Origin of the sequence: Pseudomonas sp. TMW22080 (assembly GCF_022496745.1) — a bacterium.
In the GTDB taxonomy this organism is placed as follows: domain Bacteria; phylum Pseudomonadota; class Gammaproteobacteria; order Pseudomonadales; family Pseudomonadaceae; genus Aquipseudomonas; species Aquipseudomonas bubulae.
This window is the reverse complement of record NZ_SCFF01000001.1, coordinates 293017-310765: the sequence shown is the minus strand read 5'-3', so window position 1 is coordinate 310765 and position 17749 is coordinate 293017. Positions and strand designations below refer to the sequence as shown.

12 protein-coding genes and 1 pseudogene are annotated in these 17749 nt (G+C 58.0%); 8 read left to right on the top strand and 5 right to left on the bottom strand.

All coding sequences use genetic code 11. The annotated features are described in order from the left end of the window. Positions 1-56: 56 nt before the first annotated feature. The 4 genes from EQV96_RS01440 to EQV96_RS01425 all read left to right on the top strand — a co-directional run bounded on the left by EQV96_RS01440 (position 57) and on the right by EQV96_RS01425 (position 4382). Complete coding sequence (locus EQV96_RS01440) at positions 57-1298, top strand: helix-turn-helix transcriptional regulator (RefSeq protein ID WP_240881118.1); 1242 nt, start codon at positions 57-59, stop codon at positions 1296-1298. Between the two features lie 101 nt (positions 1299-1399). Next, positions 1400-2437 (top strand): Rieske 2Fe-2S domain-containing protein, encoded by a 1038-nt coding sequence (locus EQV96_RS01435; protein WP_095000229.1) that lies wholly within the window; start codon positions 1400-1402, stop codon positions 2435-2437. Positions 2438-2460: 23 nt separating this feature from the next. After that, a complete protein-coding gene (locus EQV96_RS01430; protein WP_095000228.1) occupies positions 2461-3651 on the top strand; it encodes an MFS transporter in 1191 nt (396 codons plus the stop codon). Between the two features lie 119 nt (positions 3652-3770). Further along, complete coding sequence (locus EQV96_RS01425) at positions 3771-4382, top strand: dTMP kinase (RefSeq protein WP_095024674.1); 612 nt, start codon at positions 3771-3773, stop codon at positions 4380-4382. Between the two features lie 21 nt (positions 4383-4403). Here EQV96_RS01425 and EQV96_RS01420 read toward each other — a convergent pair. Together EQV96_RS01420 and EQV96_RS01415 are read right to left on the bottom strand one after the other, a co-directional pair. Further along, a pseudogene (locus EQV96_RS01420) lies at positions 4404-5370 on the bottom strand (endonuclease). Positions 5371-5488: 118 nt separating this feature from the next. After that, positions 5489-7312 (bottom strand): NAD(P)/FAD-dependent oxidoreductase, encoded by a 1824-nt coding sequence (locus tag EQV96_RS01415; protein ID WP_240881110.1) that lies wholly within the window; start codon positions 7310-7312, stop codon positions 5489-5491. Between the two features lie 244 nt (positions 7313-7556). Between EQV96_RS01415 and EQV96_RS01410 the strand changes: the two genes are divergently transcribed. The 3 genes from EQV96_RS01410 (at position 7557) to EQV96_RS01400 (ending at position 11743) form a co-directional block, all read left to right on the top strand. Continuing rightward, entirely contained in the window at positions 7557-9452 is a 1896-nt protein-coding gene (locus EQV96_RS01410; protein ID WP_095032302.1) for a sigma-54-dependent Fis family transcriptional regulator, read from the top strand. Between the two features lie 262 nt (positions 9453-9714). Next, positions 9715-11085: an amidohydrolase family protein gene (locus EQV96_RS01405; protein ID WP_240881108.1), complete on the top strand. Its 1371-nt coding sequence runs from the start codon at positions 9715-9717 to the stop codon at positions 11083-11085. A gap of 28 nt (positions 11086-11113) precedes the next feature. Then, positions 11114-11743, top strand: coding sequence for a glutathione S-transferase (locus EQV96_RS01400; RefSeq protein WP_095024669.1), 630 nt, complete (start codon positions 11114-11116; stop codon positions 11741-11743). A gap of 135 nt (positions 11744-11878) precedes the next feature. On the opposite strand, the gene EQV96_RS01395 is transcribed toward EQV96_RS01400, so the two are convergent. The 3 genes from EQV96_RS01395 to EQV96_RS01385 are packed head-to-tail and all read right to left on the bottom strand — an operon-like array spanning position 11879 to position 15806. Beyond that, on the bottom strand, positions 11879-13462 hold the full coding sequence (locus tag EQV96_RS01395; RefSeq protein WP_240881106.1) for an aldehyde dehydrogenase (NADP(+)): 1584 nt from the start codon (positions 13460-13462) through the stop codon (positions 11879-11881). Between the two features lie 12 nt (positions 13463-13474). Continuing rightward, on the bottom strand, positions 13475-14467 hold the full coding sequence (gene araD1, locus EQV96_RS01390) for an AraD1 family protein (protein WP_095019923.1): 993 nt from the start codon (positions 14465-14467) through the stop codon (positions 13475-13477). A 16-nt stretch (positions 14468-14483) separates the two neighbouring features. Further along, complete coding sequence (locus tag EQV96_RS01385) at positions 14484-15806, bottom strand: MFS transporter (protein WP_095019922.1); 1323 nt, start codon at positions 15804-15806, stop codon at positions 14484-14486. A gap of 190 nt (positions 15807-15996) precedes the next feature. On the opposite strand from EQV96_RS01385, the gene EQV96_RS01380 reads away from it, so the two are divergent. Continuing rightward, complete coding sequence (locus tag EQV96_RS01380) at positions 15997-17733, top strand: IlvD/Edd family dehydratase (protein ID WP_095019921.1); 1737 nt, start codon at positions 15997-15999, stop codon at positions 17731-17733. Positions 17734-17749 lie beyond the last annotated feature (16 nt).

Here is a 17749-nt window from a genome sequence, read left to right as displayed (position 1 = left end):
ACGACATAACAATAACAACGGGCAGGGCCCAGGCGGTGTCCCGTGAGGAGAGGGCGATGGATAATAGCGGCTTGAGTGTTCAGACCCTGGCAGACATGGGCTTGAACCTGACCGAGTATGACAGCCTTATCGGCGAGTTTTACGACGGCTCGCTGGAGCCCAGGCTGATGGCCAAGACCCTGCGCCATGTGCGCAATCTGTACCAGGCCAACTATGTCATCCTGATCTTGCGCGTCCCCGAGCAGCCTGACCTGGGCCTGATGATCGTAGTGGGTGACATTGAGCGCGAAGGCGAGGTGAGTTACTGGGCCTACCCACAAGCGCTCACGCCATTCAACAACCCGCCAATGGACCGGGTATTCACTGTCGACGACCTGATGAGTGAGGAGCAGTGGACCCGCTCGGCTTACTTCAAGACCTATGGCACCGTGCACGACACCTACCACATCATGGCTGCCGATATTTCCACGCCTGATGGCGGCAAGCTGCGCTTTCGCATTACCCGGCCAAAATCCGCGCCCAACTTCAGTGCCAGCGAACGCAGCCTGTGTGGCATGTTCATACCGCATTTGCGCCGTGCCATGCATGTGCACAACCTGATCGACCGCAGCGAGTCGATGACCGAGCTGTACTCGCAGGCGATCAGTCGCCTGTCGGTGGCCACCATTGTGCTGGATCAACAGGGCAAGGTCCTGAGCCTGAACCCGATGGCCAGCGAACTGCTGGAGCAGGCAGACGGCCTCAAACTGGTTGGCGGACACCTTGAGGCGACTTACCCCAGCGACAATCGCGAACTGCAGCGCCTGGTCCGCAACGCCTTTACCCGTGACACCGGCAATGTGCAGGAAGGCACGCAGGCTGAAGCCATGTCAGTCTCCAGGCCCTCGGGGCAGATCAACCTGGGGGTGGTGGTCGAGGCCATTACGACCCAGGACTGGGCCGAGGGCAAAGGCACCCCAGGGGTGGTGGTATACATCCGCGACGCTGCAGGACGGTCCATGGCCAGCGAAACCCTGACCAAGCAGCTGTTCAACCTGACCCGGGCTGAAACCGCCCTGGCGATGGAACTGGCCAATGGCCTGTCCCTGGAAGAAGCCGCCGAGGCGTTGAATGTGCGTCGTAATACTGCAAGGGCACACCTGCGCTCGATTTTCTCGAAGACCGGTGTGCGCCGCCAGACCGAACTGGTGCGCATCATCCTCAACAGTGTGGTTGCCCTGGGCAAGCCAGGGCTGGCGTTATTGCCCGGCGCCAAGGCCAGCAGAAAAAAAACCGGATTGACGCAAAACAGTGCCTGAAAGCAGGCATTGTTAGTCCATGCGGAGGATGAGGACGGCATCGGGTTCGGTGAAAATCCAGCGGGCATAGGACCGGGGATTTTCACACGAGGACAATAACAATGACCAAACTCGCTGCAATCAATGTTGACAGTATTCTGGCACCTCGCTTTGGCCGGGGCTGGCATTGCCTGGGTGATGCGGCCGACTACCGTGATGGCCAGCTCCATACACTGAATATTTTCGGCACACGCTTGCTGGCGTTTGCCACGGCCAGTGGCGAGATCAGCGTGATCGATGCCCATTGCCCGCACATGGGCGCCGACCTGTCACAAGGCACCCTGGAAAACGACCGGGTTGTGTGCCCCTTTCACCATTGGCAATACGACGCCAGTGGCAAGTGCGTCGAGATTCCATATTGCAAGCGCATCCCGCCCAAGGCCAAAACCCGCCGCTGGTTGACCTGTGAAGAAAACAACCTGCTGTTCGTGTGGAACAACCCTGAGGGCAAGGCCCCGGCAGACAATGTGGTGATCCCGCATTTGCCGGAGCAGGACAGCGATGAATGGCTGCATGACTGGCACATGGACAAACTGGTCATCGAGACCAACCCCCGGGAACTGGTCGACAACCTCGCGGACGCCCAGCACTTCGGCCCGGTGCATGGCACGCCGACCAAGTACTTCGCGAATATTTTCGAAGGCCATATTGCCCAGCAGATTTTCCACGGCGACTCGGACCGGCTGGGCGGGGACCTGGTTGCCGAGTCTGCCTATTACGGCCCGGCGACGCATTTTACCCGCATGCGCGCAGTGTTCGAGGGCATGGAAATTCACTCGATCCTGCTCAACTGCCACGTCCCGATCGACGCCAACAGTTTCGAGCTGCGTTTTGGTTGCATGGTGAAAAAGATCCCGGGCTGGAGCGAAGAGCAGAGCAGGGCGCTGGCCCAGGATTATGTGCTGCGTAATCGCGATGCTTTCTATCAGGACGTGGTGATCTGGCAGCACAAGATCCGGGTCGACAAACCGGTGCTGGCTGAAGGTGATGGTCCGGTCTATCAACTGCGCGACTGGTACGCCCAGTTCTTTATGGACGAAGACAGCGTGCCGGCATCGACTGCCGGGCGCAGTGAAATCATCACCGTCGACCATCGCTGATCAACTCCGGGCAGGAACGCGCAATGAACATGAGTGGCCGCAAGACAATGGCGATCATGCTGGCCGCCAGCTTCGCCTCGACCATTGGCGGCTTGCCGTTCAATACCTTGCCGATCCTGCTTGGCTCGATGGTTGACAGCCTGGGCTTCAGTGTCGAACGGGTCGGCCTGCTGGGTGCCGTTTGTTTTGCCGGCTACCTGCTGGGCACCCTGATGGCCGTCGTGCTGATCGACCGTTTGAACTGGCGCTGGCTGACGCTGGGCTGCGCCACTGGCGCGGCTGCAGCGTACTGGATGACGTCATGGCTGCCCGCCACGGCGCAGTTGCCGTTGTGGGCGCTGATTGGCTTTTTTGCCGCACTCATGACCTGCCTGGGCATGCGTATCATGGGCGAAATGGCCAACAAAGAGCGCGCCCTGGGCTTGCGCCTGGGCATTGAATTGGGGTTGGTGGCAGCCGTGTTATTCGCGCTGCCTTCACTGGTCATCGCGTATTTCCACTACACCGGTGCCGTAGTAATGCTCGCAGCGATCATCCTGCTGCTGAGCCTCAGTGCCCTGGCATTGCCCAGGCGCGAGGACTTTATCGGAAGAGACACACCACCGCGGGATGGTTCGGTGTTGTCACGTTTTCAATTACCGCCAGCGGCTTATGCCGCGCTGGGGTTTTTCTTCCTGTTCGGCGCCGGGCAAATCGGCCTGTGGGCTTTCCTGGAGCGACTGGGCCATGGCCTGGCACTGCAACCGGGCGAACTGGGTATCGTTTTTGCCGTATTGAAACTGCTGGGAGGGGCCGCAGCACTAACTCTGGCCGCGGTCGGTGACCGCCTGGGCGTACGCGTGCCGCATCTCATCGTCATGCTGGTGCTGGGCACCGGGCTGTTGTTGCTGGGCAATGCCGAAGGCTTTGTGATGTATGCCGCGGGCGCATGGATCTGGGAAGTAGGTTTCACCTGGGGCTGCGTTTATCAGACAGCAGCAATTGCACGGCTGGACCGCAGTGGCCGCTCGATCATGCTGATCCCCGGCGCGTTTGCCTTGAGCTCCATGGCCGGGCCGGCACTGGCCGGGCAACTGGTGGGTCAGGGTTACACGATGCTGTTGTGGATAGCCGCTGCCTGTGCCGTGATTCCGGTACTGGCGTTCACCTGTTTGCTGGCCCGACGCTTGGATGGGGAGGGTGTTGCGGTCGAGCGGGTGGTGGTGGCGGTGTGAAACGCGATGATTGCTGGTTGGCGGCTTTGGCTGCAGCGGCTGTAAGCCTGTAATTTTCAGGCCCGTTGGTACCTATTCAGGTTAGAGTGCTCATCAATGAATCAATTGTTAAGTGAAGAATGAACCGTGCGCTGTTTGTTTCTCTGGATGGGCCCAAGGGCGCTGGAAAAACCACACTGCTGGAGGCCGTCACCAAAGCTCTGAGGGCAGACAACAAAAAGGTGATCCGGCTTTGCGAGAAAAAAAGCGATCCCTATCGAGGTGAAACAATGGCCCTCGTCAACAAACTCGTCAGAAATCCCGGCCGGGAATTAGAGTTGCGGGTTTGTGAACGCCTTGCTGACAGCCGTACCTGGATATCCCGGCACGTATTGGCTAAGCAGCCACCCGACAGCATCATCCTGATTGATCGCTGGTACCCCTCTGATGCCGCATTTCGCCGGATAATCCCGTTTGCAGAGATTCTGCAGTTGAACATTGAGCGAAACGTGCAAGTCCCGGACCTGCATGTCGGGGTTGTCACCGACCCTGATATTTCATGGGCGAGGGCAGCGGCCCGCTCGCGAGGGCTGAACAGTACGGTGATCCATAAGCTGGAAGAACATGTTGCCTGTACCCAGGCGTTCGAGCGGGCGATTGCAGATCACGGCTGGGTTTTATGCCGTAATGAAGGAACCATCGAAGACGCAACGATGCAGGTGATTTCGCAGATCCATAGAGTGCTTCGATAGCCCGGTATTCACCGAAAGCAACTATTTGCAGTTGCCTGCCTTTCGATATCCTGCTGCCTGAGCCTCAGATTCGGAGTCAAAGGTTACTTGGTTTTTCGCTGACACCTGGCCATAACCAGGGCACCCCATCGAGAGGTGGTAAAGCTGGCTTTTGCGGTTACCAATGATCGAACTCACGCCACTCGCGCTCGCCAGGACCGGCTGTGCGGGTACACGAGTGGTGTTGAGCAGGAATGGCACCGACTACCCCCTCACCGACGGTCTTGTACCCTTGCGTCCAGCGACGATCACCGGTTACGAAAGGATTGGAGTGCCCCATGATTGCTGCAATGCGGCGATCTCGCTCTTTCTCCCAGGGCGAAACCGGATATTGCTTGTCCCAGGCCATCAGCAGCTGTTGCTGCTGACGAGACATGTTCAGTTTATATCTGTCGAACATGTAAAAAGTTGTCCTCGCGACCAGGCCTTTGACCTCGTCACGCGGCTCCGCAGCACGTTGATTGAAATCAACCCGCGTCTTGCATTGCCCATATTGCGGCGCTACCCCGGTGGTCATGCCGTAGTTGAAATTACTACGGTCGCCGTTCACCTCGCCAACAGAGGGGTAGAGGTTGAACAGATCGGCTTCCATCGCCCGGAATACGGGATCGTCATCCACACAATGTTCTCGACCACCGTTCTTCCAGCATTGACGTTGGTTACCGAATGTCCAGGCAGGAACGATGTGCTCCCATTCAGTGCGTTGCGCGCGACTCTGTTGTTTCCTGGTTTGAAGGCCGCAAGACTCCGTATCAATACGGCCCCCCGACTTGCCTACCCATGTCCATTTGCAGCCGCAATACAGCTCGCCCATGGCACTGTTCGCCTGGTCGAGGTAGATCTTCTGCTTTGCGATGACCTTTGCTTCGGAAAATGTCGATGGAGGGCTTGAAAAGGCGGGGGTAATTACCGAGAGGGTCAGCGCTACTACAGAAAACAGTTTTTTCATTGGACAGCTTAAGCGATTGATAGGAAACACATTGTACTCGAACGCCTGCAGCTTTTAGCCCGGAATGTATCCGGAATATTGTGCAAAGGCGCCCAACCACAGCTGGGCGCCATTTGAATCAGCCAGTGTGGTGACTCTTTGCAAGGCCGTAGAAGGAGGTATTGATCCCTTCGAAGCGCGCTTTTAGCTGCAGCGCCAGATACAGCGAATAATGCCGCGACTGATGCAGGTTGCCACCGTGGAACCAGAGGTTTTCCTGCTGTGTCGGCTTCCACATGTTGCGCAGTTCGCCCTCGTAAGGGCCAGGATCATTCGTGGTGCCAGAACCCAGGCCCCAGCAGCGCCCGACTTTGTCAGCTACTTCCTGGGAAATCAGCTTTGCCGCCCAACCATTCATTGAGCCATAGCCTGTGGCGTAGACGATCAGATCTGCCGGTAGGCGGCTGCCATCGTTGAGTACGACGGCATCGGCTTCGATACATTCGACACCAAGGCCAGGTGCGCTCTTGAGCTTGATCGTGCCGTTAGCGATCAGTTCGCTGGCGCCGACATCGATGTAGTAACCCGAACCACGGCGTACATACTTCATGAAAAGGCCAGACTCATCGTCACCGAAATCGAGCATGAAACCAGCCTTGGCCAGGCGCTCGTAGAAGTCCTTGTCACGCTCCTTGATCGCCGCAAAGATGGGTTGATGAAAGCCTGGCATCACCTTGTACGGGATCGAGGCGAACAGCATGTCGGCCTTGTCCGTGGTCAAACCCGTCTCCAGGGCGTCTTCCGAGTAGAGCCCGCCGAAGACCAGCTCCATCAGACTGTCGGAACGCACGATGTGGGTGCTGGAGCGCTGCACCATAGTCACCTCGGCGCCGTTCTCCACCAGATCGGCGCAGATGTCGTGAGCCGAATTGTTCGCACCGATGACCACCGCGCGCTTGCCGCTCCAGGCGTCGCCACCGAGATGGCGGCTGGAATGATACTGCTGCCCATTGAAAACCTCGGCACCCTGATAACGTGGCACATTGGGTACGCCAGACATGCCGGTGGCGAGAATCAACTGGGTCGGTTGTAGCGTCACAGGTTCGCCATCACGCTGTACTTCAACCTTCCAGGTGCCACTTTGCTCGTCAAAGCTGGCGCTCACGCATTCCGTACGCGGCCAGTAATTGAGCTCCATGACTTTGCTGTACATTTCCAGCCAGTCGCCAATCTGGTCTTTTGGGGTGAAAACCGGCCAATGATCGGGGAAGGGCAGGTAAGGCATATGGTCGTACCAGACAGGGTCGTGCAGACATAGCGACTTGTAGCGACCACGCCACTGATCGCCGGGTCGGTCAGCCTTGTCGATGATCAGGGTAGGCACGCCCATTCGCTTGAGCCGCGCAGCGAGCCCCAGCCCCCCCTGACCGCCGCCAACGATCAGGCAATAGGGTTGAGTGGTGATCCCCAGCGATGCTTCTTCATCGCGGCGGCGCTCCAGCCAGTTGCGCTTGTCAGCGTGGGCGTGACCATGACTGGCACCCATCGGACGACGGCGACCACTGGGTTCTTCAAAACCTTTGAGCTCGCGCATGGCCGTCAGCAGCGTCCAGCACAAACCATCCTTCAGCCGCACATAGCCTTTACCTCGCGCCGCTTGTGTTTCCAGGCTGATCCAGCCTTCGAGTACACCGTTATTCAGCGCCGCTTCACCTTCCACTTTCCACCGCTCGGGGCGAGTCTGGTCGAGGCGTGTTTCAAGCAGGTCGCGAATGGCAGGTTTGCCTTCCAGGGTCACCAGGTTCCAACTGAAAAGCAGCAGGTCGCGCCAGTGACACTCGCTGGCAAACAATGCCAGCGTGCCGTCCAGATCACGCTGGGCGAGACGTTCGTTGAGGCTCTCGATCCAAGCGGCAAGCTGAGCCGTAGGCGTGTGCAGGGGGGTTTCGACAGCGATGTTCATGGGGGCTTCTCCCGATCTTGTTGTTTTAGTAACAACTTACCCAGAGCAAGGCCCGGGCCATCTCTATCAAAACCCCGTTGCAGAGCCGTTGCGGCAATACGGCTCAGATCTTGATCCGGATCTCTGTCACGTTTCTGGAAATGCTGATGACAGAGTGTCACCCGGTGCAAAAAGCGCTCGTTGCAATCTTTTCATATAAGCTGCCAACAGACCCGTGTCCTGACCGTAACGGAGAACAAGAATAATGAAGCCGGCCTTGATCAACGCCCATGCACAACAAGTGCTACAAGCCGTGCAGGGCACTGTCGCCAGCCACAGCCCTGGTGCTGACCTGGCCATTACACGCTCCTGGCGCCGCTGCCTGGACCAGTATCAGCTCGACCCTGCCAGTCGCCGCGCACCTAACGTGGTTGAGCATCCACGCTTGCAGGATCACCGCGCGCCACTGGAGCACATCATCGCCGTGGCGCATTGGCAGATGAGCAACTTGCACCAACAACTCGGGCGTGACGGCCATGTGGTACTACTCACCGATGCACGGGGTGTGGCCATCGACAGCGTGTTCAACGAATCCGAGCGAGCAGAGGTTCAGCGTTCCGGGTTGTGGCTCGGCTCGGTATGGAGTGAAGATTGTGAGGGCACCAACGGTGTCGGTACCTGCCTGGTCGAGCGACAGCACGTCACCATCCGCCGTGATGAGCATTTCCGTGGCAAGCACGTCGGACTTACCTGTTCGGCGAGCCCGATATTCGATGCGAGTGGAGAGCTGCTAGCCGTGCTCAACCTTTCATCCGTGAGGGATGACCACAGCCTTCAGCAACACTTCCAGGCCATGGCATTGACCAGCTTGTCAGCCAGGCTGATCGAGAGCTCGTTTTTCCTGGGGCATGACCCGCATCGCTACTTGCTGCGCTTGCACCCTGAGGCTGGTTTCGTCGGGCTGCTGGGTGAAGGTCTGCTCAGTTTCGACGAGAGTGCCCGTATCTGTTCAATCAATCATGCTGCGCTGGATCTGCTGGGCCTCAGCCGTGACCAGGTGGTTGGGCAGCCTCTGGCAATGCTGCTGGAAACACCTGTGGATCAGATAATGAGTCAGACCAGCGCTCAGACGAGTGTCTGTTGGCCAATGCGGCTGGTGGACGGGCGCCTGATCTACGGACAGTTGCGTGAACCCGTGCACCGATCGCCTTTGCTAACGCCGCCAGCGCCCATCATCAACGACGTGCATGTATGCCTGGAAGACCCGCGTCTGCAACGCGGCTTTGCCCGCGCATTACGGGTTTTGGAGCGAGACGTTCCCGTATTTTTACAGGGCGAAACCGGTACCGGCAAAGAAGCTTTTGCGGCAGCGCTGCATCGTGCCAGCTCCAGAGCGGGCCAGCCGTTTGTGGCGATCAATTGCGCGGCCATTCCGGAAACGCTGATCGAAAGCGAGCTGTTCGGCTATCGTGGTGGCAGCTTCACCGGCGCACGCAAGGACGGGATGATCGGTAAACTTGAGCAGGCCCATGGCGGCATTCTATTTCTCGATGAAATCGCCGATATGCCCCTGGCGCTTCAGACCCGACTGCTGCGAGTGCTGGAGGAGCGTCAGGTGATGCCGCTAGGTGGCGCGACAGCACGTCCGCTCGACGTACGCCTTATCAGTGCGAGTCACCAGGATCTGAACGCCGGTGTGGTCGGGGGGCGCTTTCGCGAAGATCTGTTTTATCGCATTGCCGGGTTCACCGTGCAGCTTCCACCGTTGCGTGAACGATCAGACAAGGGCAGTGTGCTCGACCTTCTGCTGCTCGAAGAGACAAAAGGTACAAGAATCCGGCTGGAGGCCGGCGTCAGAGAGCGCTTGCTGAGGCAACCCTGGCCGGGCAATGTCCGGCAGCTGCGTACGTGCCTGCGCACGCTGGTAGCGTTGTCATTGGAGGGGCGTGTCACTCTGGACGATTTGGCGGAGTTGCTGCCGGCAGTAGCAGTGCCAGTCGCGTTGGCCGAAGATCCGCTTGGCGTATCCGAACGGCAGACGCTACTGGCATTGATCGAGGCAGAACATTGGCATATCGCCCATGTTGCAGCCCGCCTGGGGATTAGCCGAAATACGCTCTATCGCAAATTGCGACACCACGGTATTGCACGGCCTGGATGAAAGGAAAGCGAAGTGCCGCGCTTCCTGTCTCTGTGTACCTGCACCGGGGATAGAAACGATAAATGTTCTCGAGCTTTCCCCTCGATCAGCGTTTTTAATTCGATCTATAGTCTCTGTTCCTGAAAATGCTTACGGAACGTTCGATATGAGGCTTAAATCTGCCAGGTCCAATACGCGTTTTACACCCAGTCATCATGTTGAACGTGAAGTACATGACCTGTGCACCTGTAGCTCGCCGGATATACAGGACTTTCACGCGAGAATGATGCTTGATCTGTCTCGACGTGACGTCTATAGCGGTATCAAACCCAAAGGTGCACAACTTTCTGCAGTGCGCGCATCGAGTGCCTCAGGACAAGGTACAAACGCTGAATCCAGCGCGAGCACGCTGTTGCTCAAGAATCTTCGCTTATTCAACGGTAGCGCTGTGCTTGACGATAACGTCTGCATCCTGATCAAGGATGGCGTGATCGACTCACTGCTACCCGCCAATACAGAGGTTGAAGGCGCCGTGGTTATCGATTGCGGGCGAAGAGTGGTGATGCCGGGATTGATTGATGCCCATTGGCACACTACGTTAGCGGGCATCACGCAACTTGACGCGATGAGCGCAGACCCGGGCTATATCCATTTAGTCGCCGCCCGCGAAGCAGAAAGCACCTTGATGCGCGGCTTTACGACGGTTCGCGATCCTGGAGGACCTTCGTTCGCATTGAAGCGTGCCATTGATGAGGGTGTTATTGCAGGGCCTCGTATTTATCCTTCCGGCGCAATGATTTCACAGACCTCTGGCCACGGTGATTTCAGGATGCGATCAGAGATTCCCCGCAGCTCACTCAGACCACTGAGCGTGACTGAGCAACTGGGTGCTGCAGCCATAGCTGATGGCGATGCCGAAGTGCTTCGACGGGCCAGAGAACAGCTTATGCTTGGGGCATCACAGCTAAAATTGATGGCAGGTGGCGGCGTTGCGTCTACGTATGACCATCTCGATAGCACCCAGTTTATGGAGTCAGAATTAAGAATGGCGGTTGAAGCCGCTGCCGATTGGGGCACCTATGTGATGGTGCATGCGTACACGCCCAGAAGTATCCAGCGTGCCATTCGCGCCGGTGTGAAATCGATCGAGCATGGCCAACTGGCGGATGAAGAAACCGCGCGCATGATGGCAGACAACGATATCTGGTGGAGTCTTCAGCCTTTTCTGCAAGATGAAGATGCCAATGTTTATACTGATCCTGTACGGCGTGAGCGCCAGCGCGTGGTGGCTGAGGGTACCGCGAGAGCCTATGAGTTTGCTCAGCGCTTCAATATAAAAACGGCCTGGGGGACTGATGTTTTATTTAATCCGCAAAAGACATCCACTCAGGGAAGACAGCTTGCAAAGTTGACCCGGTTTTACGCTGCACACGACGTCGTGAACATGGCGACAAAGATGAATGGGGAACTGTTGGGGCTGTCGGGAGCCCGCAATCCATATCCCGGTAAAATTGGCCGGATAGAAGCAGGTGCATTGGCTGATCTGTTGGTTGTCGAGGGAGATCCCACGGTGAGCCTGGGGTTTCTGGAGGCCCCGGATGCAACTCTCAGCATGATTATGAAAGGCGGGAAAATATATAAGAAGAACTTCTAATCATCCATCATAAACAGAGAGAGTCTTCATGATCACACTTCACCACCTCAACGCGTCCCGATCACTGCGTATTCTTTGGCTGCTTGAAGAAATGGGAGAGCCTTACACCCTGATTCGCTATCAGCGTGATCCTGCCACTCATCTCGCCCCGGCCTCACTGAAAGACATTCACCCGCTGGGCAAGTCACCGGTGATTGAGCTCGACGGACAGGTGCTGGTTGAATCCGGCGCCATCGTCGAATACTTGATTCGCCGCTTTGCGCCCCGGCTGGAGCCCGCGTTCAGCTCACCAGATTATCTTCAGTACCTGCAATGGATTCATTTTGCAGAAAGCTCGGCGATGGTGCCGGTGCTACTCAAGCTGTTCACCCAGTTTGAAATTAATGCAGGGACTCAACTCAAGTTCCTGGACGGCTATACCCGGACTGAGTTCGATAAAGTACTGGGGTTTCTGGACAGTGCGCTTGCGAACAGAACCTTCATTGTGGGGGACACATTGTCAGGGGCTGACTTCATGCTGGCTTTTGTTGCCATCACGGTGGTCGAGCAGATGAAGTTCGGGGCGCAGTACCCACATCTGCAGGCTTACCTGCAACGTCTGGCAGCACTGGACAGCTGGAAGCGAGCATTGAAGCTTGAGCATGAACTCGACGAATAGTTGAGAGGCGGCTGGTCATAGGGGGGACGGAGAAGAGACTCTGGCCCCAGGTAGGCACGCAGATGTAACGCAGACACCTTGGTATCTGCGCATATCATCGCGTAGTTTCGGGAATTTCCCTCTATGACGGCAGGATCAACCCAGCGAGCGGTCTGACAACTGACCATCCACCAGGCGGTGAAGGCCCAGAGGGTTGGCGTTTTTCAATGCGTCAGGCAACAGGTTGTCGGGGTAGTTCTGGAAACACACCGGGCGCAGGAAACGATCGATCGCCAAGGTGCCCACTGAAGTGCCCCTGGAATCGGAGGTGGCGGGGTACGGACCGCCATGGACCATCGAATCGCAGACTTCCACGCCGGTCGGGTAACCATTTAGCAGGATGCGTCCGACTTTCTGCTCCAGCAGCGCAGTCAATTCGCCAAACTGATCAATGTCAGACACTTCGCCGATCAAGGTGGCCGTCAGTTGGCCATGCAAGCTGTTTATCGCGGCGCTGAGCTGAGCCTGGTCCTCAACTTCAACCACCACAGTGCTTGGCCCGAAGACTTCATCCTGTAACACCTCATCCCCTTCAAGCAATAGGCTGACATCAGCCTTGAACAGCTGCGGCCAAGCCTGATTGCCCTGCTGCGCTTGCCCGGCCAGGCGCTGGATAGCGTCATGGGCAAGCAGCTTATCCAGGCCTTGGCCGTAGCTGCGCAATGTGCCGGGGTTAAGCATGGTCTGCGCGGGTTGCTCGCTGATCTGCCCGGCCAGCTGTTCAATAAAAGTCGTGAACGCAGCCGAGCGCAGGCCAATGACCAGCCCAGGATTGGTACAGAACTGCCCGCAACCCTGCACAACCGAGGCGGAAAGTTCGCGGGCGATAGTGGCGCCGCGTACGACAAGGGCCTGGGGCAGGACGATCACCGGGTTGATACTGGACATCTCGGCAAACACAGGGATAGGCCGCGGGCGTGCCGCCGCCATGTCACACAACGCGCGGCCGCCCTTGAGCGAGCCGGTAAAACCTACGGCATGAATCGCCGGATGCTTGACCAGTGCCTCACCAACGCCGGCGCCGTAGATCATGTTAAAGACTCCGGCAGGCATGCCGGTGCGTTCGGCGGCACGCATCAAGGCATCGGCGACCCATTCTGCAGTAGCCATGTGCCCGCTATGGGCCTTGAACACTACCGGGCAGCCGGCTGCCAACGCCGAGGCGGTGTCACCACCCGCTGTGGAGAACGCCAAAGGAAAGTTGCTGGCGCCAAACACCGCCACTGGCCCCAGGCCAATGCGGTACTGGCGCAAGTCGGGACGAGGCAGCGGAGTGCGATCCGGTAGTGCCTGATCGATGCGTGCGCCATAAAAATCACCACGGCGCAGCACCTTGGCGAACAAGCGCATTTGTCCGCTGGTGCGTCCACGCTCACCCAGAATACGACCCGCAGGCAATGCAGTTTCCCGGCAGACAACCGCCACGAAGTCATCATCCAGGGCATCCAGCTCATCGGCAATCGCGTCCAGGAACCTGGCGCGGCGTTCCGCACTCAACGCGCGGTATGCCGGGTATGCCGACGCGGCAGCTGTGGCTGCGTGGTCAACTTCCTCGGGGGTGGCCTGGTGAAAGTCGTAGGCGAGGGCCTCGCCGGTACTGGCGTCGACACTCTTGACGATGACGCTGCCCAGGGCGCTGCGTTGGCCACCGATGTAGTTGTGACCGAGAATCTGAGTCATTGAGGGTCTCCTTTAAAGTGTGCTCATGCCGCCGGGCGCGAACACCCCATCGACCGGGGTGATACCGTTGATCAATGGCGCGCCGAAATCGGCCTGGCTGATCTCGAAGCGGTCACCCGGCTGTGTGCGAATGCCGTCGGCGAACGACAAGGTCGCCGTGCCGAAAAAGTGGATGTGCACATCACCTGGACGCAGAAAATGGCTGTACTTGAAGTGATGATATTCAAGGTTTTCCAGACTGTGGCACATGTTGGCTTCGCCACTCAAAAACTCGTTTTCCCACAGCACCTCGTCATCGCGCAGGATCCGGCTGCAGCCCGACAAATGCTGGGGCAATGCACCGACCCGCAGTTCAGGGCCAAAAGAGCAGCTGCGCAATTTGGAATGAGCCAGGTACAGGTAGTTTTTGCGTTCCATCACGTGATCGGAGAATTCATTACCCACCGCGAAACCCAGTCGATAGGGTTTCGCGTCATGGCCGATGACATACAGGCCGCCGATTTCCGGCTCCTCGCCTGCGTCTTCGGCATACGGTGGCAGTGGGAATGCAGCTCCAGGCCGTACGACGATGCTGCCATCGCCCTTGTAGAACCATTCCGGTTGCACGCCCGCCTGACCGGCGGCGGGCTTTCCGCCTTCCACACCCCATTTGAAAATTTTCATGGTGTCGGTCAAAGCCGCTTCGTCACCAGCCTGCTGGTGCATTTTATCTCGCGCAGAGGCACTACCCAGGTGGGTCAGGCCCGTACCGCTAATCAGCATATGGGCCGGGTCCGGATGATCCAGAGGAGGCAGGATGCGCAACTCGGCCAATAACGCCGGGTAGTCATGGGCAATGCCCAGACCGCGCTGGTCGACCTGCTGTGCCAGGCTCACACCCGCTTCGATGGCGGCGAGGGCCAAATCACGCACGCTGTTGGCACCCAGCACTTCACGTACCAGATCACCGTCTACCAGGCCGACGCGGCGCTCACCGGTGTTGAGTTCAAATTGTACTAATCGCATATGAGGTGTCCCTTGATTAAAGATGAGTCGCCGCACGGGCGCTGGCGGCAAATTCGCTCGACTGCAGCACGTGTTTACGTTCGAGGGTGCGATACACCACGAGCGTCAGGAGTAGCCCGAACAGCATCACCCCGGACAGAAAGTACAAACCCGAGGCCAGGTTGCCGGTGTATTCCTTGAGCGCACCGATCACAAACGGTCCGATGTAGCCACCCAGGTTGCCCACCGAGTTGATCAGGGCAATGCCAGCTGCGGCACTGGCACCGGCGAAGAAGCGTCCCGGCAATGTCCAGAAGATGGCGGTACAGGAAAACAACGAGAACGCCACCAGGCTCAAGGCCGCCAGTTGCAGCATCGGAGCCGTCAGCCAGGCGCTGAAGAACAGGCCGGTGGCGCCCAGCACATAGAGCACTGCCAAGTGTCCATAGCGATCATTGAGGCGGTCGGAACTGCGAGGAATGATAAGCAAGCCGATAATGCCGAATACATAGGGCACTGAAGACACGAACCCGGTGCTCAGGTCACTGCCGCCAAACTGCTTTATCAACGTAGGCAGCCACAACCCCAGTCCGTAAATACTCAGGGTGACGGGCAGATAGAACAGGGCAAGCAGCAACACGCGCTTGTCTTTCAACGCATGCAACGGGTTGCCATGGCGGGTTTGGCCGTAAGCCTGCAAGTCCTTTTCCAGCTCGCCTTGCAGCCAGTCCTTCTCACCCTGATCCATCCACTTGACCTGCTGTGGACCGTCCGGCAAGTAACGCAGTACGGGCCAGGTCAACAGAATGGCGGGCATGCCGATCACAATGAACAGCCATTGCCAGCCATGCAGACCTAGAATGCCATCCATGCCAAGCAAGCCGCCGGACACGGGCCCGGTGATCATCATTGCGATAGGTTGCGACAGGATAAACAGGCCCAGGATCTTGCCGCGATGACGGACCGGGAACCATTGGGTGATGTAGTACAGCACGCCAGGAAAGAATCCCGCTTCGGCGACCCCCAACAGGAAGCGCATGACATAGAAGCTGTGCGGTCCCTGTACAAAGGCCATGCCAATGGTGATGGCGCCCCAGGTGACCATGATCCGCGCAAACCAGCGCCGGGCGCCGAAACGCTCGAGCATCAGGTTGCTGGGGATTTCCATCAGGAAATAACCAATGAAAAACAGCCCGGCGCCAAGGCCATAGGCTGCATCGCCAATGCCGATATCAGCGCCCATGTGCAGCTTGGCAAAGCCCACTGCCGAACGATCTACGTAAGCAATCAGGTACAGCAGGATCAGGAACGGAATGAGTTTAAGCGTAATGCGACGAATAAGCCGGAGTTCCTGGCTCATGAGACGGTCTCCCATTGTTTTTGTTATGGCACCTCTGGAGTGGCCTCAAGCGGGTTTTCGCCAGGATCAACTCTCAGTGAAAACGACTATATAGTATTACTATTTAACCAACAACTCTTCCACAATGGCTTTTTTACGGCTAATTTAGCGGCACGAAAAATAATTAGTCATACAATAAGAGCCCTCCATCATGTCAGACAAATTTCCTCCCCTGCGTTCTGCCCAATGGTTTGGCAGCGCTGATAAAAACGGTTTCATGTACCGCAGCTGGATGAAGAACCAGGGCATTGCCGATCATCAGTTCCAGGGCAAGCCCATCATCGGTATCTGCAACACCTGGTCGGAACTGACGCCTTGCAATGCTCACTTTCGGACCATCGCCGAGCACGTCAAACGCGGTGTCATTGAGGCCGGTGGCTTTCCGGTCGAGTTCCCGGTGTTTTCCAACGGCGAATCCAATCTGCGACCTACCGCCATGCTGACGCGCAATCTGGCGAGCATGGATGTGGAAGAAGCCATTCGCGGTAACCCGATCGATGGAGTGGTGCTATTGACCGGCTGCGACAAAACTACCCCGGCGCTGTTGATGGGCGCTGCCAGCTGTGACGTCCCGGCCATTGTGGTTACCGGTGGACCGATGCTGAACGGCAAGCACAAAGGCAAGGACATCGGCGCCGGCACCATCGTCTGGCAGATGCACGAGTCCTACAAAGCCGGCACCATCAGCCTCGACGAATTCCTCTCGGCCGAGGCCGGGATGTCGCGCTCGGCGGGCACCTGCAACACCATGGGCACGGCCTCGACTATGGCCTGCATGGCTGAAGCCCTGGGCACCTCGCTGCCTCATAACGCGGCCATCCCGGCGGTGGATTCGCGCCGCTACGTGCTGGCCCATATGTCGGGCATGCGTGCCGTCGAGATGGTCCGCGAGGATTTGCGCCTGTCCAAGGTGTTGACCCGGGAAGCCTTTGAAAATGCCATCAGGGTCAATGCCGCTATTGGCGGTTCGACCAACGCCGTGATTCACCTAAAGGCCATCGCCGGGCGGATAGGCGTGGATCTGGAGCTGGATGATTGGACCCGCATAGGGCAGGGCACCCCGACCCTGGTGGACTTGCAGCCTTCGGGACGCTTCCTGATGGAAGAGTTCTACTATGCCGGGGGCCTGCCGGCCGTGCTGCGGCGCCTGGGTGAGAACGGCCTGATTCCGAATCCGCAAGCGTTGACCGTCAACGGCAAAAGTTTGTGGGAGAACGTTAAAAACTCACCGATCTATGGTGACGACGAAGTCATCCGGGCAATCGATAACCCGCTGGTCGCCGACGGCGGGATCTGTGTATTGCGGGGCAACCTGGCGCCTCTGGGTGCGGTACTCAAGCCATCCGCTGCGACCCCGGCCCTGATGAAGCATCGCGGACAGGCCGTGGTATTCGAGAACTTCGACATGTACAAGGCCCGCATCAATGACCCTGAGCTGGCGGTCACTGCCGACTCGATTCTGGTGATGAAGAACTGTGGTCCAAAGGGTTACCCGGGCATGGCCGAAGTCGGCAACATGGGTCTACCCGCCAAGCTGCTGGCTCAGGGCGTGACCGATATGGTGCGCATTTCCGATGCCCGCATGAGCGGAACGGCGTACGGCACAGTGGTGCTGCACGTGGCTCCGGAAGCCGCAGCCGGCGGGCCACTGGCGGCCGTGCAGGAAGGTGACTGGATTGAACTGGATTGTGTCAGTGGACGCTTGCACCTGGATATCTCCGATGCCGAACTGACCGCCCGCCTGGCCGATATCGAACCGCCAAAAAACCTGTTGATTGGCGGCTATCGCCAACTCTACATCGACCATGTCATGCAGGCCGACCAAGGTTGCGATTTCGATTTTTTGGTGGGCTGCCGAGGATCGGAAGTACCTCGTCACTCCCACTAAGTTTCGACACCCGCAA